Source organism: Niveispirillum sp. KHB5.9, assembly GCF_048066115.1.
GTDB lineage: Bacteria > Pseudomonadota > Alphaproteobacteria > Azospirillales > Azospirillaceae > Niveispirillum.
Map to the genome: position 1 here is coordinate 215,249 of NZ_JBLTYX010000004.1, position 21,313 is coordinate 236,561.

General features: G+C 65.7%; 23 protein-coding genes. 13 read left to right on the top strand and 10 right to left on the bottom strand.

The genetic code is table 11. The features are described from left to right. Nucleotides 1-28: 28 nt before the first annotated feature. Nucleotides 29-853, bottom strand: a complete 825-nt coding sequence (gene panB / locus ACM9HJ_RS09855; RefSeq protein ID WP_416571546.1) for a 3-methyl-2-oxobutanoate hydroxymethyltransferase — start codon at nt 851-853, stop codon at nt 29-31. Nucleotides 854-1,072: 219 nt separating this feature from the next. Between panB and trxB the strand changes: the two genes are divergently transcribed. The 3 genes from trxB (at nt 1,073) to ACM9HJ_RS09870 (ending at nt 3,952) form a co-directional block, all read left to right on the top strand. Next, entirely contained in the window at nt 1,073-2,026 is a 954-nt protein-coding gene (trxB, locus tag ACM9HJ_RS09860; RefSeq protein ID WP_416571547.1) for a thioredoxin-disulfide reductase, read from the top strand. 413 nt (nt 2,027-2,439) lie between these two features. Beyond that, a complete protein-coding gene (locus ACM9HJ_RS09865; RefSeq protein ID WP_094456896.1) occupies nt 2,440-3,351 on the top strand; it encodes a LysR family transcriptional regulator in 912 nt (303 codons plus the stop codon). Between the two features lie 343 nt (nt 3,352-3,694). After that, nucleotides 3,695-3,952 (top strand): hypothetical protein, encoded by a 258-nt coding sequence (locus ACM9HJ_RS09870; protein WP_416571548.1) that lies wholly within the window; start codon nt 3,695-3,697, stop codon nt 3,950-3,952. 89 nt (nt 3,953-4,041) lie between these two features. Here the strand turns inward: ACM9HJ_RS09870 and ACM9HJ_RS09875 are convergent, their stop codons facing one another. After that, nucleotides 4,042-4,617 carry a hypothetical protein gene (locus tag ACM9HJ_RS09875; protein ID WP_416571549.1) on the bottom strand — a complete coding sequence of 192 codons (576 nt, stop codon included), beginning with the start codon at nt 4,615-4,617 and terminating at the stop codon, nt 4,042-4,044. After that, nucleotides 4,614-5,234 carry a hypothetical protein gene (locus ACM9HJ_RS09880; protein WP_416571550.1) on the bottom strand — a complete coding sequence of 207 codons (621 nt, stop codon included), beginning with the start codon at nt 5,232-5,234 and terminating at the stop codon, nt 4,614-4,616. Before ACM9HJ_RS09880 ends, ACM9HJ_RS09875 begins: the two co-directional genes overlap by 4 nt. Nucleotides 5,235-5,495: 261 nt before the next feature. Here ACM9HJ_RS09880 and ACM9HJ_RS09885 point away from each other — a divergent pair, with 261 nt between their 5' ends. From ACM9HJ_RS09885 to ACM9HJ_RS09905, 5 genes are read left to right on the top strand one after another with little or no spacing between them, the layout of a single operon-like run. Further along, nucleotides 5,496-5,918 (top strand): VOC family protein, encoded by a 423-nt coding sequence (locus tag ACM9HJ_RS09885; RefSeq protein WP_416571551.1) that lies wholly within the window; start codon nt 5,496-5,498, stop codon nt 5,916-5,918. Continuing rightward, on the top strand, nt 5,918-6,634 hold the full coding sequence (gene pdeM / locus ACM9HJ_RS09890; protein WP_416571552.1) for a ligase-associated DNA damage response endonuclease PdeM: 717 nt from the start codon (nt 5,918-5,920) through the stop codon (nt 6,632-6,634). Before ACM9HJ_RS09885 ends, pdeM begins: the two co-directional genes overlap by 1 nt. After that, nucleotides 6,634-8,109 (top strand): cryptochrome/photolyase family protein, encoded by a 1,476-nt coding sequence (locus tag ACM9HJ_RS09895; RefSeq protein ID WP_416571553.1) that lies wholly within the window; start codon nt 6,634-6,636, stop codon nt 8,107-8,109. Before pdeM ends, ACM9HJ_RS09895 begins: the two co-directional genes overlap by 1 nt. A 36-nt stretch (nt 8,110-8,145) precedes the next feature. Further along, on the top strand, nt 8,146-9,480 hold the full coding sequence (locus ACM9HJ_RS09900) for an NAD(P)/FAD-dependent oxidoreductase (RefSeq protein ID WP_416571554.1): 1,335 nt from the start codon (nt 8,146-8,148) through the stop codon (nt 9,478-9,480). A gap of 27 nt (nt 9,481-9,507) precedes the next feature. Beyond that, nucleotides 9,508-9,678 (top strand): DNA-binding protein, encoded by a 171-nt coding sequence (locus ACM9HJ_RS09905; RefSeq protein WP_416571555.1) that lies wholly within the window; start codon nt 9,508-9,510, stop codon nt 9,676-9,678. A gap of 70 nt (nt 9,679-9,748) precedes the next feature. On the opposite strand, the gene ACM9HJ_RS09910 is transcribed toward ACM9HJ_RS09905, so the two are convergent. The 4 genes from ACM9HJ_RS09910 to ACM9HJ_RS09925 all read right to left on the bottom strand — a co-directional run bounded on the left by ACM9HJ_RS09910 (nt 9,749) and on the right by ACM9HJ_RS09925 (nt 13,409). After that, nucleotides 9,749-10,045, bottom strand: coding sequence for a PspC domain-containing protein (locus ACM9HJ_RS09910; RefSeq protein WP_416571556.1), 297 nt, complete (start codon nt 10,043-10,045; stop codon nt 9,749-9,751). Between the two features lie 75 nt (nt 10,046-10,120). Beyond that, the gene (locus tag ACM9HJ_RS09915) at nt 10,121-10,801 is read right to left on the bottom strand and encodes a PspA/IM30 family protein (protein WP_416571557.1); all 681 of its coding nucleotides are present in this window, start codon (nt 10,799-10,801) and stop codon (nt 10,121-10,123) included. A 56-nt stretch (nt 10,802-10,857) separates the two neighbouring features. Continuing rightward, the gene (locus tag ACM9HJ_RS09920; protein ID WP_416571558.1) at nt 10,858-11,001 is read right to left on the bottom strand and encodes a hypothetical protein; all 144 of its coding nucleotides are present in this window, start codon (nt 10,999-11,001) and stop codon (nt 10,858-10,860) included. A gap of 275 nt (nt 11,002-11,276) precedes the next feature. Next, nucleotides 11,277-13,409, bottom strand: a complete 2,133-nt coding sequence (locus tag ACM9HJ_RS09925; RefSeq protein WP_416571559.1) for a transglycosylase domain-containing protein — start codon at nt 13,407-13,409, stop codon at nt 11,277-11,279. A 162-nt stretch (nt 13,410-13,571) separates the two neighbouring features. Between ACM9HJ_RS09925 and ACM9HJ_RS09930 the strand changes: the two genes are divergently transcribed. Next, entirely contained in the window at nt 13,572-13,946 is a 375-nt protein-coding gene (locus ACM9HJ_RS09930) for a VOC family protein (protein WP_416571560.1), read from the top strand. A 17-nt stretch (nt 13,947-13,963) separates the two neighbouring features. On the opposite strand, the gene ACM9HJ_RS09935 is transcribed toward ACM9HJ_RS09930, so the two are convergent. Then, complete coding sequence (locus tag ACM9HJ_RS09935) at nt 13,964-14,212, bottom strand: hypothetical protein (protein ID WP_416571561.1); 249 nt, start codon at nt 14,210-14,212, stop codon at nt 13,964-13,966. A gap of 87 nt (nt 14,213-14,299) precedes the next feature. Beyond that, nucleotides 14,300-15,592 carry a hemolysin family protein gene (locus ACM9HJ_RS09940; protein ID WP_416571562.1) on the bottom strand — a complete coding sequence of 431 codons (1,293 nt, stop codon included), beginning with the start codon at nt 15,590-15,592 and terminating at the stop codon, nt 14,300-14,302. A 235-nt stretch (nt 15,593-15,827) separates the two neighbouring features. Between ACM9HJ_RS09940 and ACM9HJ_RS09945 the strand changes: the two genes are divergently transcribed. The 4 genes from ACM9HJ_RS09945 (at nt 15,828) to ACM9HJ_RS09960 (ending at nt 19,040) form a co-directional block, all read left to right on the top strand. Beyond that, on the top strand, nt 15,828-16,925 hold the full coding sequence (locus ACM9HJ_RS09945; protein ID WP_416571563.1) for an alkene reductase: 1,098 nt from the start codon (nt 15,828-15,830) through the stop codon (nt 16,923-16,925). A 200-nt stretch (nt 16,926-17,125) separates the two neighbouring features. Next, a complete protein-coding gene (locus tag ACM9HJ_RS09950) occupies nt 17,126-18,094 on the top strand; it encodes a homoserine kinase (protein ID WP_416571714.1) in 969 nt (322 codons plus the stop codon). After that, on the top strand, nt 18,091-18,555 hold the full coding sequence (rnhA, locus tag ACM9HJ_RS09955; protein ID WP_416571564.1) for a ribonuclease HI: 465 nt from the start codon (nt 18,091-18,093) through the stop codon (nt 18,553-18,555). The genes ACM9HJ_RS09950 and rnhA overlap by 4 nt, the downstream gene beginning before the upstream one ends. Nucleotides 18,556-18,740: 185 nt before the next feature. Then, nucleotides 18,741-19,040: a ribbon-helix-helix domain-containing protein gene (locus ACM9HJ_RS09960; protein ID WP_416571565.1), complete on the top strand. Its 300-nt coding sequence runs from the start codon at nt 18,741-18,743 to the stop codon at nt 19,038-19,040. A 123-nt stretch (nt 19,041-19,163) separates the two neighbouring features. On the opposite strand, the gene ligA is transcribed toward ACM9HJ_RS09960, so the two are convergent. After that, nucleotides 19,164-21,299, bottom strand: a complete 2,136-nt coding sequence (gene ligA / locus ACM9HJ_RS09965) for an NAD-dependent DNA ligase LigA (RefSeq protein WP_416571566.1) — start codon at nt 21,297-21,299, stop codon at nt 19,164-19,166. Nucleotides 21,300-21,313: the final 14 nt, after the last annotated feature.

Genomic DNA, 21,313 nt, shown 5'->3' on the forward strand with positions numbered 1-21,313 from the left:
GCGGCGCCGGCGCTTGAGGAATATGAAATTAACCCTTGCGCACCGGAAATACATGGGCGGCGCCGGGGAAGGCACGTGACCGAACCTCGGCCGCGTAATCCGCCGCCGCCTTCGACACCGTCTCGCCCAGTTCGGCATAGCGCTTCACGAATTTGGGTGTGAAGCCGCCGAACAGACCCAGCATATCGTCCGACACCAGCACCTGCCCGTCGCAGGCGGCGCTGGCGCCGATGCCGATGGTGACCACGGGCACCTGTTCGGTGATCTGGCGGGCCAGCGGTTCCACCACGCCTTCCACCACGATGGAGAAGGCCCCGGCCTCGGCGATGGCCTTGGCGTCGCCCAGGATCTTGGCCTGTTCGGCGTCCGACCGGCCGCGGGCACGGTAACCACCCAGCGCGTTCACCGCCTGCGGCGTCAGGCCGACATGGCCCATGACGGGAATGCCGCGGCGGACCAGGAATTCAACCGTCTCGGCCATCTCCTCCCCACCTTCCAGCTTCACCGCCTGAGCACCGGTCTCCGTCAGGACGCGGGCGGCATTGCGGAAGGCCTGTGCGGGGCTTTCCTGATAGGTGGCCCAGGGCATGTCGACCACGACGCAGGCCTTGGACGACCCGCGCACCACGGCGGCGCCATGGTTGATCATCATGTCCAAGGTCACCGGCAGCGTGCTGTCCAGCCCGTAGAGCACCATGCCCAGGCTGTCGCCCACCAGCAGGCAGTCGCAATGTTCGTCCAGCAGGCGGGCCATGGAGACGCTGTAGGCGGTCAGCACCACGACAGGGTCCTGGCCCTTGCGGGCGGCGATGTCGGGCACGCTGGTGCGCTTCACCTGTGCGCTGGCGCTCATGGGCCTTCCTCCGGTCTGGTCATTATTGTGCGTTGCGAAATCCCGTACATCAGAACAGGGAGCGGGTAAAGCATGGGACGGATGGCCCCACCCCATTGCCGGGTCACCTGTCACCCTGTAGGGTCGCAACCCCGCCCCGCGCCGGCATCATCTTGCCGGCCAAGGTCACAGGTCCCCATCTCTCGGGGCGTTCGCATCATCCGCTTCCAAGGAAAAATCATGGCCACCCACCGCTCCAAGGTCCTGATCATCGGCGCCGGCCCGGCCGGCTATACCGCCGCCATCTATGCCGCCCGCGCCAGCCTGGAGCCGGTGCTGGTTCAGGGCATGCAGCCCGGCGGGCAGCTGACCATCACCAAGGACGTGGAGAATTATCCCGGATTCGCCGATCCGGTGGAAGGCCCGCACCTGATGGAAGAGATGCGCGCCCAGGCCGAACGGTACGGCACCAAGATGTTCTACGACATCATCACCGATGTCGATTTCACCCAGCGCCCCTTTGTGTGCAAGGCCGACAGCGGCGATGAATTCGTGGCCGACGCGGTGATCATCGCCACCGGTGCGCAGGCCCGCTGGCTTGGCATTCCGGGCGAGCAGCATTACCAGGGGGCCGGCGTCTCGGCCTGCGCCACCTGTGACGGCTTCTTCTTCCGCGGCAAGGAAGTTGCCGTCATCGGCGGCGGCAATACCGCGCTGGAAGAGGCACTGTATCTGACCCACCATGCCAGCAAGGTCACCCTGATCCATCGCCGCGACAGCTTCCGTGGTGAGCGCATCCTGCAGGAACGCGTCGCCGCCCATCCCAAGATCGAGGTGGTCTGGGACAGCGTGGTGGAGGAGATCCTGGGCCAGGGCGGCTCCAGCTTCACCGACCCCAAGCTGGTGACCGGTGTGCGCCTGCGCAATGTGAAGACCGACACCATCACCGACCGTCCCCTGGACGGCGTGTTCGTCGCCATCGGCCACGACCCCGCCACCTCCGTCTTCAAGGGCAAGGTGCGCATGGATGACGAGAATTACATCGTCACCGATCCGGACAGCACCCGCACCGACATCCCGGGCGTGTTCGCCGCCGGCGACGTCAAGGACAAGGTGTTCCGCCAGGCCGTCACCGCCGCCGGCATGGGCTGCATGGCCGCACTGGAAGTGGAGAAGTTCCTGGCCGGGCACTGATTTTTTCCCTCAGGCGTCGGGCGCCGCCATCCGGCGGCTGGGCTTACGCGACCATGGGGTAGCAGGCCGGCGGTCGCCGGCCTGGGGCCGTGCCCTGCGTGATTCGACAGTCGCGACCAAGGATTGCAGGGACGGGTTCTGGGGATGGCGGCGGATTCGCCCCCATCCCTACTCCAAGCCGACAGGTGCTTTACCTCTTTCGCAGGGGCTTGCGCTTCGCTCCTTCAGCGAACTGTTGCAAGAACAATACGATAGCTAGCGGTAAATCGACAAATCCGTGACAAGCCCTAGCTTTGGCGGCGGCCTCTGTATATCATCCATGCGTCGGGCGCATTCCCGTGTCCGACCAACAGACGGGGCGCCAGGGCGTCATCCGGCGTTCGGCAGTTGCGCCACTATCTAGGGACGGGTCCATGGACTGGGACAAGCTTCGCGTCTTTCACGCTGTGGCGGAGGCGGGCAGCTTCACGCATGCGGGGGAAACCCTGAACCTCAGCCAGTCGGCGGTCAGCCGGCAGATCAGCGCGCTGGAGGAAAGCCTCCATGTGCCGCTGTTCCATCGCCACGCGCGCGGGCTGATCCTGACGGAACAGGGCGAGCTGCTGTATCGCACCGCGCGGGAAGTGTTCGCCAAGCTCTCGATGACGGAGGCCATGCTCTCCGAATCGAAGGAGCATCCGAAGGGCCCGCTGAAGGTCACCACCACCATCGCGCTCGGCTCCACCTGGCTGACGCCGCGGGTGAAGGACTTCCTGTCGCTCTATCCGGATGTGCAGCTCACCCTGCTGCTGGACGATAACGAGCTGGACCTGTCGATGCGCGAGGCGGATATCGCCATCCGCCTGTCGGCCCCGCGCCAGCCCGACCTGATCCAGCGCCACCTGATGACGGTGCGCGTGCACCTGTACGCCCACAAGTCTTATCTGGAAAAGCGCGGCACCCCGCAATCGGTGGCCGAACTGGACCAGCACGACCTGATCGCCTACCCGAACGAGGCGCGGGCACCGGTCACCAACATCAACTGGGCCCTGCATGTCGGCGACCCGCCGGGTGGCGAACGCCACACCGCGCTGCGCGTCAACAGCCTGTACGCCATGTTCCGCGCCGTTCAGTCCGGCCTGGGCATCGCGTCGCTGCCCGATTATGTCGTCGACAACCAGCCCGACATCGTCCGCGTCCTGCCGGAAGTCAGCGGGCCGCGCATCGATGCCTATTTCGTGTACGCGGAGGAACTGCGCCATTCCAAGCGCATCGCCGTATTCCGCGATTTCCTCGTCAAGAAGGTCGCCGAGACCTTCCCATCGAGCCATGCTCAAAACGCATAACTCCGCTTTGGCTTCACCCCTGGTATAATCGGCCAAGATGCTTAAATCTTGGGCCATCGCTGCTGCGACGCAGCAGCGATGTTTCGCCCCGATTTACCCGGTCGGGGTTGGGTCCTTGACCCAGCGTCTCCCAGACGTGAAGCCTCCCTGTTCAACTCGGCCGGAAACCTTACGGTTTTCCGGCCGTTTTTTTATCTGCACTGTGCCTGGGCAGCGGCTGCCTCCAAATGAGGCATGCGCCCACGATCCGCGAATCACCTGCGACAGACTATCCAATTGCGCAATTCAACGTGGATGAAGCGCACGTTATGATGCTCCCCAGGTCCATCCAGGGCATCCGATCATGGCCGTCGACGGCATATCCAGAAACACCGGCAGCTACACGGCTCCCGCCCCACCGCCCCCCGAAGGGGCGCCGGGCCGCCGTTCGGCCGACCCGGCACCGGCCCCGCCACCGCCCCGGCCGGCTCCGGCGTCGCAATTGCCGGACCGCAACCTGCCGCCGGTGCAGCCTGTGCGGCTGGAACCTGTGCGGCCGGTCATTCTGGAACCGGTGCGCCCCACCCAGCATCGCGGCTATATCATCGACATCACGGCCTGATCCTGTCGGTCAGGTCGAGCCGAAGGCGAGCCCTGACGGAATGGCAAATAGCTTTGCTGTCAGGGCTGGGGCTTCGCCTTCGACCTGACCTACGCGCTCTGCTTCTGCTTGTCCGGATTATGGGCGCCCAGCGCCGGCGGATCGGACAGATCGCCCTCATGCGGCTTCACATCGACGATGCTGAAGCCATTCTCCTCCGAAAAGCGCAGCAGCACCTTGCGGCGGGCCCGCGGCATATCGGTGGCGAAGAAGAAGACGTAGCGCCCTTCGTCCCAAAGCCGGGTGATGTTGCTGGGTTCCAGCGGCGATGCCGCATCCGGCCGGCGGCGGACACAGATGATCCAGCCCGTCTCCGAAAGGCCGCGCCGCTCATCCATGACCAGGACCCGGCGATCCTCCGCCTCCAGCAACTCGATCGTCCGCTTCAGATGGTCGGTGCGATTGGCCAGTTCATCGGCCTCGTGGTCGTCCTGGCCGGCGGTCAGGCGCTGCCCCAGGCTTTCGCGCGCCAAGGCGCGGATCTTGTTGCTGAGCGCCTGCTGCCGCCGCCGCAACTCGATCATCGCCCGCTTGGCCTCCTTGATGGTGCGGTTGGCCTTCAGCACGGTGGGCTTCACCGACAGGAACACGATCATCAGGGCCAGTGCGATGGTGAAGCCGCTCATGCCGGCTCCATTTCCGGGTCGTCGGCGGTTTCCACGCCGTCCCCTTCCGAACTGTCCTTGGGTGCCGCCGCCCCTGTCAGCGGCTGGGCATAGACGGCTTTGAAACCCGACGCCTTGGGATAGACCCGTTCGAATTCCGCCTTCGCCTCTTCCGGCCCGCGCGCCCAGACATGGACGGGGCAGGGTTGCGCCCAGCTGCTGTCATAGAATGGGTGCTTCTCCCCGCGCTTCACCTGGTGTGCGACCGAGGTGTTGATGACCAGGAATTCGTAAGGCTTGTTGGGGAACTGCTCCGCCCCGATCATGCGCACGAAGCGATGAGGACTGTTCTCCAGTTCTCGGATGCGGCCCTTCAGCTGCTTCTCGTGGCGCTGGGCGCCAAACAGATGGGTGGCGGCCCCGGCGGCGGTGTTTTTGCGCGCCTCCACCCGATTGGTGAGGCCGGTGGCGATGCGGGCATAGCGCGCCAGCCGGTCGCGCATCGCCGTCTCCTGCCCCTGCACCCGGATCATCTTGGCACAGGCATAGGCGACCAGCGACACGATCACGTTGGCGGCAACCGCTGCCAGGAACGTGACGACCGCAAATCGGACCAGCTCTATGACCCCGTTCAGCACAAGAAGCCTCGGACTCTCTCCAATCGATTTATTGTAGAGAAAGTTTCAATTCCTTGAAAGAGGCAATAAACAGGAACGAATTCGTATAGGTACCATTGCCTGCCGACTTGCAATCGAATGCCTGGAACTCAATCGCTGGTGCCGACAAGGGGATCGACACCATAGGGGTAGGGTCCATCGCCGCCCATCATCCACCGCCACCCTTGCGGTTTACCCGCCGCTGTGGGTGAATGGGGCCCAGCCGAAGCGAGGAGCCGTCCCATGGAACAGCGCATCACCCTGGTCACCCTGCGCGTCGCCGACATCGCACGGGCGCGCGGCTTCTACGAGGATCTGGGATGGCAGCCGACGCCGGGAAGCCAGGCATCCGTGGCCTTCTTCCAGATGGGTGGCATCGGGCTGGCCCTGCTGGCCGCGGCGGATTTCGAAAATGAGATCGCGGGCGATGCCGGCAAGGTCGCCCATGGCCCCACCATGCTGGCCCATAATGTCCATGACCGGGCGGAGGTGGATCGGCTGGTCTCCTTCGCACTGACCCGCGGCGGCCGGCTGGTGCGTCCGCCCACCGAACAGGTCTGGGGCGGCTATAGCGGCATCTTCGCCGACCCCGATGGCCATTACTGGGAAATCGCCTTCAATCCCCACTGGCCGCTGGCCGCCGACGGCACGGTGACGGTCGCCTGATGGACATCCTGCTGAACGGCGCCACGCTGAAGGCCGATCCAGCCGGGGCCCTGTTCTGGCCCACGCGCGGCTGGCTGCTGGTCGCCGACCTGCATCTGGAGAAGGGATCGGCCTTCGCCCGGCATGGCCAGTTCCTGCCCCCCTACGACACCGCCGCCACCCTGGCACGGCTGGAGGCGCTGTGTGCCGCGTGGAAGCCGACCCGCGTCATCTGCCTGGGCGACAGTTTCCATGACCGGGATGCCGCCGGCCGCGTGTCGGATGCCGACGGGCGGCACATCGCGGCACTGACGGCCGCCCATGATTGGGTCTGGATCGCCGGCAACCATGATCCGGCCCCGCCGCCCGGCTGGGGTGGCACCGTGGTGCCGGATGAGCTGCGCGAGGGGCCGCTGGTCCTGCGGCATGAGGCGGCGACCAGCCCGACACAGGCCGCCGGCGAAATCTCCGGCCATTACCACCCCAAAGCCGCCACCGTGGTCCGGGGCAAATGGATCAGTGCCCGCTGCTTTGCCGGTGACGGGCGCCGCATGATCCTGCCGGCCTTCGGCGCCTATGCCGGCGGGCTGAACGTGCTGGACCCCGCCATATCCGGCCTGCTGCACCGGCCGTTCCAGGCCTGGATGCTGGGTACCGGCCGGCTGTTCCCCCTGCCCAGCACCCGCCTGTCGGCCGACGCCGCCACAAAGCGGGAAATCGCGGCGGCCAGACGGTAATGACCGACCAGAACCCGATCATCGTCTGGTTCCGCCAGGATCTGCGCTTGGCCGACAACCCGGCCCTGGCCCATGCCGCCGCCAGCGGCCAGCCGGTCCTGCCCGTCTATGTGCTGGACGACATCACCCAAGGTGCCTGGAGGATGGGGAGTGCCACGCGCTGGTGGCTGCATCACAGCCTGATGCATCTGTCGGCGGCGCTGGAGCGGCTGGGTTCCGCCTTGTTGCTGCTGCGCGGGCCGGGCGATGTGGTGATCGAGGATCTGGCCGAGCGTATCGGGGCGGCGGAAGTGGTGTGGAACCGCTGTTACGAACCCTATGCCATCGAACGCGATTCGCGCCTGAAGGCGGCATTGAAGGGCCGGATCAAGGCCAGCAGCTTCAAGGCCGGACTGCTGAACGAACCGTGGGAGGTGTTGAGCGGGGCCGGCACCGCCTACAAGGTCTTCACCCCCTATTGGCGGGCCTGCCTGTCGGTGACCGATCCGCAACCGCCCCTGCCCGCCCCTGAACGTCTGATCCCCTGCCCCGACCGGCCGGCGGGCGACAGCCTGTCCGACTGGGCCCTGCTGCCCACAAGCCCCGACTGGGCCGGTGGCCTCCGCCGCACCTGGGCCGATGGGGTGGGCGTGGGGGAAGCGGCGGCATCGGCACGGCTGGCGCAATTCCTTTCCCATGGCGCCAGCAACTACGCCGCCGGCCGTGACGTGCCGGGGATCGACGGCACCTCGCGCCTGTCGCCGCACCTGCATTTCGGCGAAATCTCTCCCCGTCAGGTCTGGCACGCCGCCAAACAAGCCGGTGCCAAGGCGTCCGAAAGCTTCCAGGCGCAGATGGACAGCTTCCTGCGCGAGATCGGCTGGCGGGAATTCTGCCATGGGCTGCTCTACCATTTCCCGCACATGCCGGAGCGCCCGCTGGCCCCGCAGTTCGAGGCGTTCCCCTGGGCCAGCGACGATGCCGCCCTGTCGGCCTGGCAGCGGGGCCGCACCGGCTATCCCATCATCGATGCCGGCATGCGCCAACTCTGGGAAACCGGCTGGATGCATAACCGCGTGCGGATGATCGTGGGGTCGTTGCTGGTCAAACACCTGCTTCTGCCGTGGCAGGCGGGGCAGGATTGGTTCTGGGACACGCTGGTCGATGCCGATCTGGCCAACAATGCCGCCGGCTGGCAATGGATCGGCGGCTGCGGCGCCGATGCCGCCCCCTATTTCCGGGTGTTCAATCCCATTTTGCAGGGGCAGAAATTCGACCCGGACGGGCGATATGTGCGACAATGGCTACCCGAACTGAAACATTTGCCGGACAAATATATCCATGCCCCATGGACGGCACCGCCAATGGTGCTACGCGGGGCCGGGATTATGCTCGGCCGAGACTATCCCGCCCCGGTCATCGATCATGCGCTGGGCCGGCAGCGCGCGCTGGACGCCTTCGCCGCCATGCGGGGCGACCCGGTGGAGCCGGATTGAAGGACCCCGGCGGAGCCGGACTGAAGGAAGGGTGCCATGAGGATCGCGGTCATCGGTGCCGGCATCACCGGCCTCAGCGCCGCTTGGCTGTTGAACCGGCATGGGCACGACGTGACCCTGTTCGAACAGAACGACTATCTGGGCGGCCATTCCAACAGTGTGGCGGTGGCGGACAGGGATGGGAAAAGCGTGGCCGTTGATACCGGCTTCAGCGTGTTCAATGCCGCGACATACCCCAACCTGATCGCCCTGTTCGCCCATCTGGGCGTGCCGTCCCTGCCCTGCACCATGAGTTTCGCCGTCAGCCTGGACCGTGGCCGCCTGGAATATTCCGGCAGCAATCTCGCCGGCATGTTCGCGCAGAAGCGCAACCTGCTGTCGCCCACCTATCACCTGATGCTGCGCGACATCCTGCGCTTCTACCGCCAGGCTCCCAAGCTGCTGCGCGATGCCAAGGCCATCGGGATGACGCTCGGCGAATATCTGGATGCCGGCCGCTATGGCCACCGCTTCATCTATGACCATCTGCTGCCCATGGGCGCAGCCATCTGGTCCTCCACCATCTCGGAAATGCTGTCCTTCCCGGCACAGAGCTTCATCCGCTTTTTCCAGAACCACGGCCTGCTGAAGATCAAGAACCGGCCGCAATGGTTCACGGTCAAGGGTGGCAGCCACACTTACGTGCGCATCCTGGCCGACACGCTGGCCGGGCGTTTCCATACCGACCGCGCCATCATCGCGCTGCGCCGCACGCCGGCCGGCGTATTGCTGCGTGACACGGACGGGCAGGAAAGCCAGTTCGACCAGGCCATCATCGCCACCCATGCCGATCAGGCCCTGTCCATGCTGACCGACGCGGACGAGCAGGAGAAACTGCTGCTGGGCGCCTTCCGCTATCAGCTGAACCGCGCCCATCTGCATCGCGATCCGGCCCTGATGCCCAAGCGGCCCAAGGCCTGGTCGGCCTGGAACTATCTGGCCAGGGATACCCGTGACCGCAACGCCAAGGTCGCCGTGACCTACTGGATGAACGAGTTGCAGGGCATCGACGAGACGAACCCCCTGTTCGTGACCCTGAACCCGATCCAGCCGCCGCGCCCGGAATATCGCATCCGGGAATTCATCTACGACCACCCCATGTTCGACGCCGCCGCCGTCCGGGCCCAGGGCAGCTTCGCCCGCATCCAGGGCGTGCGCCGCACCTGGTTCTGCGGCGCCTATCTGGGCTATGGCTTCCATGAGGATGGGCTGTCGGCCGGGCTTTCCGTGGCGGAGGCGCTCGGCGCCAAGCGCCCCTGGAGCGTCACCGACATCTCCCCCGCCGGCCGCAACGCCAAACCGCTGCGGCCGTTCAAGGCGGCGGCGGAGTGATATACTGGCACCGGCCCTGGAGAATCTATGATGGAAGCGACCAAGCCATTCGACCCGGCCAAATACATGACGACGCCGGAGGCACAGCAGGAATTGCTGGATGATGCCCTGGCCAGCGGCAATGCCGCCTATATCGCCGACGCGCTGGACATCATCGCCCGCGCCCTGGGCGTCACGCTGACGGCCCGCCTCAACTGACCTTCAAAAAGGAACAGGCGGGTCCCCTCGGCCCCGCCTGTTCCATTCTCCCTGAACCGAGCGCCGCTTCTTAACGGCGCCACTCCCGGTAATCCTCGCCGAAGGCGCGGGCATAGCGGTCATACTTGGCCGCCGCCGGGCGGTTGGACAGAACCAGAGCCGCCACGAAGTAGGCGATGATCGTCGTGCCGCCCAGGAAGATCATGCTCAGCACGGCGGCGATGCGCACCCACAGGCGGCTGATCCCCAGCCATTCGGCGACACCGGCGCAGACGCCGAAAATCATGCCGTTGGTGCTGTCCTTGAAAAGCTTGCCACCCTGGAAGCGGCTGGCGAAGCGGTCGAAATGGCGGTTATAGCGGCTCACGTTTCTCTCCATCGTTCCATATGTCTATCGGGAACCCCGTCGCTCTCACCGGCGCCAGGGGTAAGCTCAATCTCTTCAGGCGGCGTTATTGCCGTTGCGCTCGGCGACCCGCTTCTTCAGCGCGGTCAGTTCATCCTCGACCCGGCCTTTGCTCTCCAGCGTCGCAAACTCGTCTTTCAGGCTGCGGGGGCGGCCCATGGACAGGGCGTCGCCGGCGGCTTCCACATGGTCGATCTCGCGTTCCAGTTCACGGCTGCGGGCCAGCGCCTCGTCCAGGCGGCCATCATAGAGGCTGGTCCGGGCCCGCAGCCGGTCGACGGCGCCGCGGTAGCGGGTGGCCAGGCTGCGGCGGCGGGCATGCGCCTCGGCCAGCTTGTCCTCCAGGGCGCGGGCATCTTCCGTCATCCGGGCAATGGCCGCTTCCAGGGCCTTGATCTCCGCCTCGGCGGGTGCCGCGGCGCGGCGGATTTCTTCCTTGGCACCCAGGGCGGCGCGGGCCAGGTCCTCGCGGTTATGAGACAGGGCGATCTCCGCCTTGCGTTCCCATTCCAGCATCTCGAACTCGGCGGCGCGCCAGTTGGCGGCCAGTTCCTTCTTCTCCGCGATCATGCGCACGGTGCCGCAGCGCACTTCGGAGAGCGTATCCTCCATCTCCCGGATCGCCTGGTTCAGCGTCTGCTCCGGGTCCGCCGAACGGTCCAGCAGGCTGGACAGGTTGGCGTTGATGACATCACCGAGGCGGTCGATCAGGCCCATTTTGGGGCTCCTTCTGAACAGGGTAGATTTGGGATCGTGCTGGAAAGATGCGGTGATCAGATCATCATGTTCAGCATCATGACCGAGGCCAGGGCGGCGACCAGCACCGGAACCATCTCGGTCAGGCTCGACAGGTTCAGGTCGCCGGTAACCTTGGCGGTGCGGGCGGCGCGCTTGGCGAAGAAGGTCATCGTGGTCATCGTCATCTCCATCGGGTTCGAATTTCGGTGGCCGTTTCAGCCATGCAGACATAAAAGCAAAGGGCGTGCCAAGTGCGGACGCCGCCCGGAAAATGGCGGATTTCCGCCATTCTTCCGAAAGATGCCGATGGGAAGCAGTGGCAAAACTGGCGACATCGGCAAAGGAGTGGCGAAATCCACCACTTAGGCCATCGCGAAAACGAAGAAGCCCCCAACCCGGAGGGGCTGGGGGCCTTCAGAATGTGGCCGAAGACGAAACTCTTTGGGCGAAACCCTCACCGTCCCGTCAGGCGGCGCAGCAGATCGCCGATCGGATCACCACCTTCCTGGGCCGGCGGCGGTTCCGACGGGGGTGCACCCTCGGCCGTCTGCAGGATGGTGCCATCAGCCGGCAGTTCGGAGACGGGCTCGGGCGTCATGGTCGCCGCCTCTTCCACCGCCGCCACCGACGGCGCCCCGCCCAGACCGGGCAGACCGCGGGCCGGCAGTCCCTGGTGGGCATCCATCATGATCGCATGCCACAGCTTGGCCGGCAGGCCACCGCCCGTGACCTTCTTCATCGGCGTGCCGTCATCATTGCCCAGCCAGACGCCACCCACCAGATCGGCGGTATAGCCCATGAACCAGGCATCCTTGTAATCCTGGGTCGTGCCGGTCTTGCCCACCGTGGGCCGGTCCAGCATGGCGGCCTTGCCGGTACCATAGGTGACGGGGCCGGACAGCAGGCGGTTCATCGCCTCCACATGCGGGGCCGCCACGGCGAAGCCGGCCGACGATCCCTGGCGCTGATAAAGGATGCCGCCGCCCGTGTCGCGGATTTCCAGGATACCATAGGGGATCACCGCCTCCCCGCCATTGGCCAGCGTGGCATAGGCACCGGTCAGGTCCAGCAGGGTCACTTCCGACGTACCCAACGCCAGCGACAGGTCACGGCGCATCGGCGTGGTCAGGCCCAGGCGCTTGGCGGCATGACGGACATTGTCGATGCCCACCGTTTCGGCCAGCCGGATGGTTGCGGTGTTCAGCGAATGGGCCAGCGCGTCGCGCAGGCTGACATCGCCGCGGAAGCGTCCGTCATAATTGCCGGGGTTCCATTTGGCCTTGCGGTAGGGGGCGTCCAGGACGGTGCTGTACTCGCTCCACCCCTCCTCCAGCGCGGCCAGATAGACGACAGGCTTGAAGGCGGAGCCGGGCTGGCGCATGGCCTGGGTGGCGCGGTTGAATTCGCTGCTGCTGTAATCCTTGCCGCCGATCATCGACCGGATGGCGCCGTCCGGGGTCATCACCAATGCTGCCGCCTGGCTGACCTTGGCATCGGCGCCCGGACCCTTCAGCATCTCCACCACCTTCTGTTCGGCCAGGCGCTGCAGGCCGGGATCGAAGGTGGTGTAGACGATCAGGTCGCCATGGTCGGCCCCGACAAACGCCGGCAGCTGGTCGGCGACCCAGCCCGCGAAATAGCGGCCGTCGCCGTCATCATCCTGCTTGCGGGCCGGCGCCGGTGGTGCCGCCATGGCGGCGTCATACTGGGCCGGCGTAATGTACCCCTCATCCAGCATGGCGCGCAGGACCACGCCCATGCGCTGGGTGGCGCGGTTCAGGCTGGCCGTGGGGGCATAGCGCGACGGCGCCTTCAGCAACCCGACGATGATCGCCGATTCACGAAGCGTCAGGTTCCGCGCCGACTTGTTGAAATAGGTGCGGGCGGCGGCATCCACGCCGAAGGTGCCGGCCCCCAGATAGACGCGGTTCAGATAGGCGGTGAGGATCTGTTCCTTGCTGTATGTGGCTTCCAGCTGCACGGCCAGCAGGGCTTCCTGCGCCTTGCGCTTGAAATTCTGGTCCGGCGTCAGGAACAGGTTCTTGGCCAGCTGCTGGGTCAGGGTCGACCCGCCCTGCACTGTGCGGCCCGCCTGATGGTTGGCATAGGCCGCGCGCAGGATGCCCATCGGGTCGACGCCGAAATGGCGGAAGAAGCGCCGGTCCTCGGTGGCGACCAGGGCCTGGATGAAATGCTTGGGCAACTCGCTGGCATCCAGCGTTTCCCCGCGCAGATCGCCCAGCCGCTGGAACTCCGTCCCGTCCAGGGCCACCAGGGTGATGGCCGGGCGGCGCGACGCCGTCGCCACTTCGGAAATGCTGGGCATGTCATGGGCGACATAGGCCACGACACCGGCCGCCACGATCACGCACCAGATGCCGGTGGCGATCAGGCCCGACAGGATGCGCTTGCCCCAGGTCTTGCGCGGTCCCTTGGCCTTGCGCGGGGCCTTGCCGTTCTCCGGTTCCCTGGGCGGGCCGCCGCCGGTACCTCCCCCGCCATTCCCCCCCGGAGGCGAACCGGACGGGCCGCGCTTGGCCGGCGGGGCGGCGGGGCGGAAACGGGGTGGGGCGTTCAGGGTGCTCAAGGGGGCGGGTCCGGACACGGCGTTTTCAGGGGATCGGCGGCCAGGATAGAACCGGGCCACCAACCGGACAAGCTGATGCACCGCCATTAAGGCGATTTCAGGGATGATGTGGCGGCTCGCGTACGGCATCATCGGCCGCAACCATTAAGATGGAGGAAACGCATGGGTACCCTGACTTATGCCACGGTGGGATCGAACCAGCTGACGGCGGCGAAGATTTTCTATGACACATTGATGGCCCAGGTCGGATTGAAGCCGATCCTCGAACATCCGTCGGGCGGGCGCCTTTACGGGCGGCGCGGACAGCCGCAATTCGGCGTCCTGGGACCGTTCAACGGCCAGCCCGCGACGGTGGGCAATGGATCCATGTTCGCCTTCTGTCTGGACAGCCGGGCGGAGGTGGAAGCCTTCCATGCCAAGGTGCTGGAACTGGGCGGAACCTGCGAGGGGGCACCCGGGGTGCGGGGACCGGAATGGTATTTCTGTTACACCCGCGACCTGGACGGCAACAAGCTGTGCGCCTACTTCATGGGATAGGTGTCACGCCAACGGTATCAATGGGCCGGATGCAGGCCACGGCCGGTGGATGCCACCCGCTTCTCCCGCCGGCCCGCCATCCGCCGCGCCACCATGAAGGAAAGCGGAATGGCCAGCAGGAAACTCAGCACGGCCGCCCCGTAAAAGGCCAGCACGGCCAGGGCGAACTCGCTTCTGAGACCTGGCACCATGGCCAGGCCGATAGCCATGAAGCCGAACAGCACCGCGGCGATCGGCATGAAGGCGATGGCAGCAATCTTCAGCATTTCCGGGACCTCCGCTGTCACATGTCAGTGAAGCAACGGCGGTCGGGACCGGACTGTTCCCTGCTGGAACGCGATGTCCCCAACGTCTCACGCGTCGGGCGTGGGGACCACCAGGACCTTGTCGATGCGCCGCCCATCCATGTCCACCACCTCGAACCGGTAGCCGTCATGGTCGGCATACTCGCCGGCGGTGGGGATGCGGCCCAGCTTGAACAGCAGGAAGCCGGCCAGCGTGTGATAGCCGCTATCCTCGTCGCGCAGGCTCTTCAGGCCCAGATGCGCCTCCACCTCTTCCACGGCCATCATGCCGTCGATCAGCAGGGAGCCATCCTCGCGCCGGACGATGTCGCTGTCCTCGCCACCCTCGTCGGGCAGTTCGCCGGCGATGCCTTCCAGCACGTCGGTCAGGGTGGTGATACCCTCCACCGTGCCATATTCATCCACGACAATGGCCATCTGCTCGCCCGACTTCTTGAACAAGTCCAAGAGGCGCATGACCTCCGTGCCATCATGCACGACCAGGGCATCGCGCACATCGGCGCGCAGGTCGAACGACCCGCCCTGCAACAGGCGGTGCAGCAGGTCCTTGGTATGGATGACGCCGATGACATCATCGAAATCGCCCCGGCAGACGGGGAAGCGGCTGTGGTGGGTCTCGCGGATCTCGCGCTTGATGTTCTCCGGCTCGTCATCGATATCCAGCCACATCACTTCCGGACGCGGCGTCATGATGGAACGGACCGTGCGGTCGGCCAGGCGCATCACGCCCTCGATCATCCGCTTCTCGCCGGGATCGAACACACCGGTGGCCGTGCCCTCGGCGATCAGGCTCTTCACCTCTTCTTCCGTCACCGTCTGTTCCGGCTTTTCCGGTACGCGCAGCAGCTTCAGCATGGCTTCGGTGCTGGCGCCCAGCAACCAGACGAAGGGGGCGGTGGCGCGCGACAGCGAACGCATGATGGGGGCGGCGAAGCTGGCGATGGCTTCGGCATTGTTCAGCGCGATGCGCTTGGGCACCAGTTCGCCGGCGATCAGCGACAGATAGGTGATGGCCATGACCACCAAGGCGATGGACAGCGTCTCGCCATAGCCGGTCAGCGCAGGTATGGCGTCAAGCACCGGGGCCAGCCGTTCGGCCAGGGTGGCGCCGCCGACGGCACCATTGATGACACCGATCAGCGTGATGCCGATCTGCACCGTGGAAAGGAAACGGGAGGGGTCCTCCTGAAGGGACAGCGCGGTTTTCGCGCCACGGCTTCCTTCCTCGGCCATCTGCTGGAGCCGGATTTTCCGGGCCGAGACCACGGCCAGTTCCGACATGGCGAAGAACCCGTTCAACAGGATCAGGAACAGGACCGCGGCGAGTTCAAGCGAAACCATCTTCTCGAGGTATGTGACGCGGGCACCAAGGCGGCCCGCACGCCATCCTATCGCATCGCACGCGAAATGCGAGCGGTCATGCAGGCCTGTCACCGTTTCATAACGAAAAGCCGGCCGGTGACCGTCATCACTTGTCGCGGCCAAGGGTATCGCTACACCTGGGTGCATGAACCATGGTGCGCCGCCGCAAACGGCCGTGACGCACCGCAACATTCTGCTTCAGGGACTTTCCCACATGAGCCAGACCAACCTGCTTTCCCCGCTGCGCCTGGGCGCACTGGACCTGCCCAACCGCGTCATCATGGCGCCGATGACCCGGTCGCGCGCCGGCAAGGGCGACGTTGCCACCCAGGCGACGGCCAAATATTACGTGCAGCGCGCCAGCGCCGGCCTGCTGATCACCGAAGGCACCCAGATCACGCAGCAGGGCCAGGGTTATGCCTTCACGCCCGGCATCTTCAGCCCCGAACAGGTGGCGGGATGGCGCGGGGTGACCGATGCCGTGCATACCGCCGGCGGCCGCATCGCGGCCCAGCTCTGGCATGTCGGCCGCCTGTCGCACCGGGTGTTGCAGCCCGGTGGTGCGCTGCCGGTTGCGCCCAGCGCCCTGCAACCCGACGGCAAGGCCTTCACGCCCCAGGGCATGCTGGATTACGAAACGCCGCGCGCCCTGGAAACGGATGAGATCGCGGGTATCGTCGCCGATTTCGCCAAGGCGGCGGAGAATGCCAAGGCGGCCGGATTCGATGCGATCGAACTGCACGGCGCCAACGGCTACCTGATCGATCAGTTCCTGCGCAGCGGATCGAACCAGCGTACCGACCGCTATGGCGGATCGGTGGAGGGGCGCAACCGCTTCATGCTGGAGGTGGTGGCAGCCGTCACCGACGTGCTGGGCGGCGGGCGCGTCGGCATCCGTTTCAGCCCCAACGGCGCCTATCACACCATGTCGGACAGCGATCCGGCGGCCACATTCGGCTATGCGGCCGAACAGCTGAACCGGTTCAACCTGGCTTTCCTGCATGTGATCGAACCGCTGGTGGACGATCACAATATGAGCCCGCCGCCGGGTGCGACCCGCGTCGCCGGCCTGCTGCGCCGGACCTTCAAAGGGCCGTTCATCCTGAATGGCGGCATCACGCGGGACGTCGGCGACCGGCTGATCCGGGACGGGGCGGCCGACGCCATCGCGTTCGGCGTGCCCTATATCGCCAATCCCGATCTGGTGGAACGCTTCCGCAAGGACGCCCCGCTGGCCAGTGCCGACCGCGCCACCTTCTATGGCGGGGATGAGAAGGGATATCTGGATTATCCGGCGCTGGACGCGGCTTGATACTTGTTCCCTCAAACGCCGGGCGGGCGCATCCGCGCCCTTGGCTTACGCGCCCATGGGGGGCGCGGGCGCTCAACGCGCCAACCGAACCTGCGATGAGCTGAACTCATCGCAGGTTCGGTATTGGACCTTCCATAATGCGGTTCCACCGCACCCGGTCGATATTGACCCGGCCGGCGGAACCCGCTACCCATCCGGCCATGGCCGTCTATACCGAAGTCTCCGATGAGGATGTCCGCGCGTTCGTTGCCCAGTATGATCTGGGCGATGTGGTGTCCTGCAAGGGCATCGCGGAAGGCGTGGAGAATTCCAACTTCCTGCTGGTGACCGACAAGGGTCCCTATATCCTGACGCTTTATGAAAAGCGTGTGGACCCGGCGGACCTGCCCTTCTTCCTGGGCCTGATGGATCATCTGGCCGCCAACGGCCTGACCTGCCCGCAGCCGGTGGCCGGCACCGATGGCGTGGCGCTGCGCAGCCTGTGCGGCCGGCCCGCCGTCATCGTCACCTTCCTCAAGGGCATGTGGCCGCGCCGTATCCTGGCCGAGCATTGCGCCGGCCTGGGCGAAGGCCTGGCCCGCCTGCATCTCGCCGGTGAAGGCTTCACCACCGCCCGCCGCAATTCCCTTTCCGTCGCCGGCTGGCGTCCCTTGTTCGAGGCGGCCCGCTGGCGCGCGGATGAGGTAAAGCCGGGCCTGGCCGACGCGCTGGCAGCGGAACTGGACTTTCTGGAAGGCGCCTGGCCCGGGGATCTGCCGGCCGGCATCATCCATGCCGACCTGTTCCCCGACAATGTGTTCTTCAGCGATGGCAAGCTGTCGGGCCTGATCGATTTCTATTTCGCCTGCAACGACCTGTTCGCCTATGACGTGGCCATCTGCCTGAATGCCTGGTGCTTCGAGGCGGACGGGTCGTTCAACGTCACCAAGGCGCGGATGCTGCTGGCCAGCTATGACCGTGTACGACCGTTGAGCGAGGCGGAGCGGGCCGCCCTGCCCGTCCTGGCGCGCGGCAGCGCCATCCGCTTCCTGCTGACCCGCCTGTATGACTGGCTGAACACACCGGCCGGGGCCATGGTCAAGCGCAAGGACCCGCTGGAATATCTGCACAAGCTGCGCTTCCACCAGCAGATCCGCCACGTCGCCGATTACGGGCTGGACCGGCCGTGAGCGAGACGGCCGCCACCGGCAATGTCGTCGAAGCCTTCACCGACGGCGCCTGTTCCGGCAATCCCGGTCCGGGCGGCTGGGGCGTGCTGCTGCGCTGGAACGGCACGGAGAAGGAACTGAAGGGCGGAGAGCCGGACACGACCAACAACCGCATGGAACTGCTGGCCGCCATCAGCGCGCTGGAGGCCCTGAAGCGCTCGGTGCCGATCAAGCTGCATACCGACAGCCAGTATGTGAAGAACGGCATCACTACCTGGATCCATGGCTGGAAGAAGAATGGCTGGAAAACCGCGTCCAAGGACCCGGTGAAGAACGAGGACCTGTGGCGCCGCCTGGACGATCTGGTCGCCCGCCACACTGTGGAGTTCCATTGGGTCAAGGGCCATGCCGGCCATGTGGAGAATGAGCGTGCCGACCAGCTGGCACGCGAGGGCCTGCGCGAGGCGCGGGACGGAATCTGATACCAAACAACACCCCCAGTGTTTGGTTCGGCGCCCGGCGCTTGAGGGCGCATGGTTCGACGTCTGCGTTTCCGGACTGGCTCGGCCGTTCGGAACGTATACGAAATGTACGGATCGGCTTTTGCGTTCCAGCGCCTGTGCCTGTATAAATATGAAGTCGATTAACCAAGCAGGGTTCGCGACCGGTGCAGAACCTTCTGCGCATTCTGGGGCAGACCTCCTACGAACAGCGGCGGCGCGATTTCACCGTCGATGGGCGGCGTGTCAGCGCCTGCATCAGCCAGGAATGCTGGGACGCGCTGGAGGATATTGCCGTGCTGGAGGGGGTTTCGCTGGAAACCCTGGTATGCGGTGTCGCCCGCCGTTGCGGCCGCCGCAGCCTGTCGCTGGAATTGGACCTGTTCGTCATTTCCTACTATCAGACGGCCAGCCTGCCGGCCGACGGGTTGCGCGACATTGAGCCGGCGAACCTGCTGCCCTGCTAGACCGTACATGGTGAGTTGAACTCACCATGTACGGTACGGCGGCGACTGCCGCCACGTGGCGCGTAAGCCAAGCCGCCGGATGGCGGCGCCCGGCGCCTGAGGGAACACGAAAATACCACCGCCTCACCCCGCGATCAGCGCCGCCCATTCCTCCTCCGACAGGATTTTCACGCCCAGTTCCTGGGCCTTGGCGGCCTTCGATCCGGCATCGGCACCGACGATGACATAGTCGGTCTTGCCGCTGACCGAACCGGCGACCTTGGCGCCCAGCGCCTCCGCCTTGGCCTTGGCCTCCGACCGGCCCATCGTCACCAGCGTGCCGGTGAACACCACGGTCTTGCCCGCCATGGGGGACGTGGCGGCCGCGGCCGGCGGCTCATACTTCTTCGGCTTCACCTGCGCCAGCAATGCGGCCACCGCATCTAGGTTATGCTGTTCGCGGAAGAAATCGGTCAGGTCGTCGGCAACACTAACACCGATCTGCTCGATCCCGCACAGTTCGGCATAGGCCTCGCCCACCAGTTCCGGCTTCTTCTCCTCGCGCTTTTCCGCCCGTTCGGCCGCAGCGGCGATCATGCGGTCGCGCCAGTTTTCCGCGGTCCGGTAGGCACGCGTCAGCAGTTTGGCCGTCGCCTCCCCGATCTGGCGGATGCCGAGTGCGAAGATGAACCGGTCCAGGGCGATGGTCCGCCGCGCCTCGATAGCAGCGAACAGCTTCTCCACCGATTTCTTGCCGAAGCCGGTCATGCTGACCAGCCGGTCGATACGCTCCTCTTCCCGCTTCTCAAGCGTGAAGATGTCGGCCGGCTGCTTCACGCGCCCCTGTTCGAAGAACAGCTGGATACGCTCGATCCCCAGCCCCTCGATATCGAACGCATTGCGCGATACGAAATGGCGCAGGCGCTCCACAGCCTGGGCCGGGCAGACCAGCCCGCCAGTGCAACGGGTAACCACCTCTCCCTCCTCCCGCACGGCGATGGAGCCGCATTGCGGGCAGCATTCGGGGAAGGCATAGGGTTCGGCCCGCTCCCGGTCCGGCTCTGCCACGTATCCCACGATCTGTGGGATCACGTCGCCGGCGCGCTGCACGATGACCAGGTCGCCGACGCGGACATCCTTGCGCTCGATCTCGTCCTTGTTGTGCAGGGTGGCGCGGCTGACCACCACGCCGCCGACATTCACCGGCTCCAGTTCCGCCACCGGCGTCAGCGCACCGGTGCGGCCCACCTGGATGGTGATATTGTTCAGTCGCGTCGTCGCCTGCTCCGCCGGGTATTTATGCGCCGTGGCCCAGCGCGGCGAACGGGAGATGAAGCCCAGCCGTTCCTGCAAAGCCAAGCTGTCGACCTTGTAGACGACACCATCGATGTCGAACGGCAGCTCTGCACGGCTGCGCCCGATCTTGCGGTAATACTCCAACAATTCCTCAGCGCTCGCGCACAATTCCGAGGGTTGCGAGAGCGTGAAACCGAACCCGCCCAGCCGCTGCCGGCTTTCCCACTGCGTCGGACCCAGCGGTTCCGACAGCGCCCCCCAGGCATAGGCGAAGAAGCGCAGGGGTCGGCCGGCGGTGATGGAACTGTCCAGCTGGCGCAAGCTGCCGGCGGCGGCGTTGCGGGGATTGGCGAAGACCTTGTCGCCCTTCTCCGCCTGGGCCCGGTTCAGCTCCATGAAGTCGGCGCGGTTCATGTACACCTCGCCCCGCACCTCGACCAGATCGGGGGCATCGCCCGTCAACTCATGCGGGATGTCGCGGATGGTGCGGACATTGGCCGTCACATCCTCGCCCTCCGCCCCGTCACCGCGCGTCGCAGCCTGGACCAGCCGGCCCTTCTCATAACGCAGGGAGAGAGAAAGCCCGTCGATCTTGGGCTCCGCCACGAAGGCAACCGGCGTTTCGTCCGACAGGTTCAGGAAGCGGCGGACACGGCCGACGAAATCGCTGACATCCACATCCTCGAACGCATTGGCCAGCGACAGCATGGACACGGCATGCCTGACCTTGCCGAATCCGGACGAAGGTGCCACTCCCACCGTCTGGGTGGGGCTGTCGGCGGTCATCAGCTCGGGAAACCGCGCCTCGATGGCGCCCAGCCGTTGCTCCAGCCTGTCATAGTCCGCGTCCGGCAGGGCCGGTGCGTCCTTGGCATAGTAAAGCACGCGGTGATGATTGATCTCCGCCACCAGGGCGGCATGCTCGGCAGCAGCCGCCTCCAGGCTCAGATCATCGACGGCGGTCAGGCGATGGGGGGAGGACATCGGCGGCGCTCTCA

Excerpts from the sequence above, each read along its gene's own strand:
- ACM9HJ_RS09905 (WP_416571555.1), top strand. The coding sequence starts at position 9,508 with ATGATGGAAGCGACCAAGCCATTCGACCCGGCCAAATACATGACGACG.
- ACM9HJ_RS09900 (WP_416571554.1), top strand. The coding sequence starts at position 8,146 with ATGAGGATCGCGGTCATCGGTGCCGGCATCACCGGCCTCAGCGCCGCT.
- ACM9HJ_RS09940 (WP_416571562.1), bottom strand. The coding sequence starts at position 15,592 with ATGGTTTCGCTTGAACTCGCCGCGGTCCTGTTCCTGATCCTGTTGAAC.
- ligA (WP_416571566.1), bottom strand. The coding sequence starts at position 21,299 with ATGTCCTCCCCCCATCGCCTGACCGCCGTCGATGATCTGAGCCTGGAG.
- pdeM (WP_416571552.1), top strand. The coding sequence starts at position 5,918 with ATGGACATCCTGCTGAACGGCGCCACGCTGAAGGCCGATCCAGCCGGG.
- ACM9HJ_RS09915 (WP_416571557.1), bottom strand. The coding sequence starts at position 10,801 with ATGGGCCTGATCGACCGCCTCGGTGATGTCATCAACGCCAACCTGTCC.
- ACM9HJ_RS09945 (WP_416571563.1), top strand. The coding sequence starts at position 15,828 with ATGAGCCAGACCAACCTGCTTTCCCCGCTGCGCCTGGGCGCACTGGAC.
- ACM9HJ_RS09865 (WP_094456896.1), top strand. The coding sequence starts at position 2,440 with ATGGACTGGGACAAGCTTCGCGTCTTTCACGCTGTGGCGGAGGCGGGC.
- ACM9HJ_RS09885 (WP_416571551.1), top strand. The coding sequence starts at position 5,496 with ATGGAACAGCGCATCACCCTGGTCACCCTGCGCGTCGCCGACATCGCA.
- ACM9HJ_RS09935 (WP_416571561.1), bottom strand. The coding sequence starts at position 14,212 with ATGCTGAAGATTGCTGCCATCGCCTTCATGCCGATCGCCGCGGTGCTG.
- ACM9HJ_RS09875 (WP_416571549.1), bottom strand. The coding sequence starts at position 4,617 with ATGAGCGGCTTCACCATCGCACTGGCCCTGATGATCGTGTTCCTGTCG.
- panB (WP_416571546.1), bottom strand. The coding sequence starts at position 853 with ATGAGCGCCAGCGCACAGGTGAAGCGCACCAGCGTGCCCGACATCGCC.
- ACM9HJ_RS09930 (WP_416571560.1), top strand. The coding sequence starts at position 13,572 with ATGGGTACCCTGACTTATGCCACGGTGGGATCGAACCAGCTGACGGCG.
- ACM9HJ_RS09950 (WP_416571714.1), top strand. The coding sequence starts at position 17,126 with ATGGCCGTCTATACCGAAGTCTCCGATGAGGATGTCCGCGCGTTCGTT.
- ACM9HJ_RS09920 (WP_416571558.1), bottom strand. The coding sequence starts at position 11,001 with ATGACCACGATGACCTTCTTCGCCAAGCGCGCCGCCCGCACCGCCAAG.
- trxB (WP_416571547.1), top strand. The coding sequence starts at position 1,073 with ATGGCCACCCACCGCTCCAAGGTCCTGATCATCGGCGCCGGCCCGGCC.
- ACM9HJ_RS09895 (WP_416571553.1), top strand. The coding sequence starts at position 6,634 with ATGACCGACCAGAACCCGATCATCGTCTGGTTCCGCCAGGATCTGCGC.
- ACM9HJ_RS09870 (WP_416571548.1), top strand. The coding sequence starts at position 3,695 with ATGGCCGTCGACGGCATATCCAGAAACACCGGCAGCTACACGGCTCCC.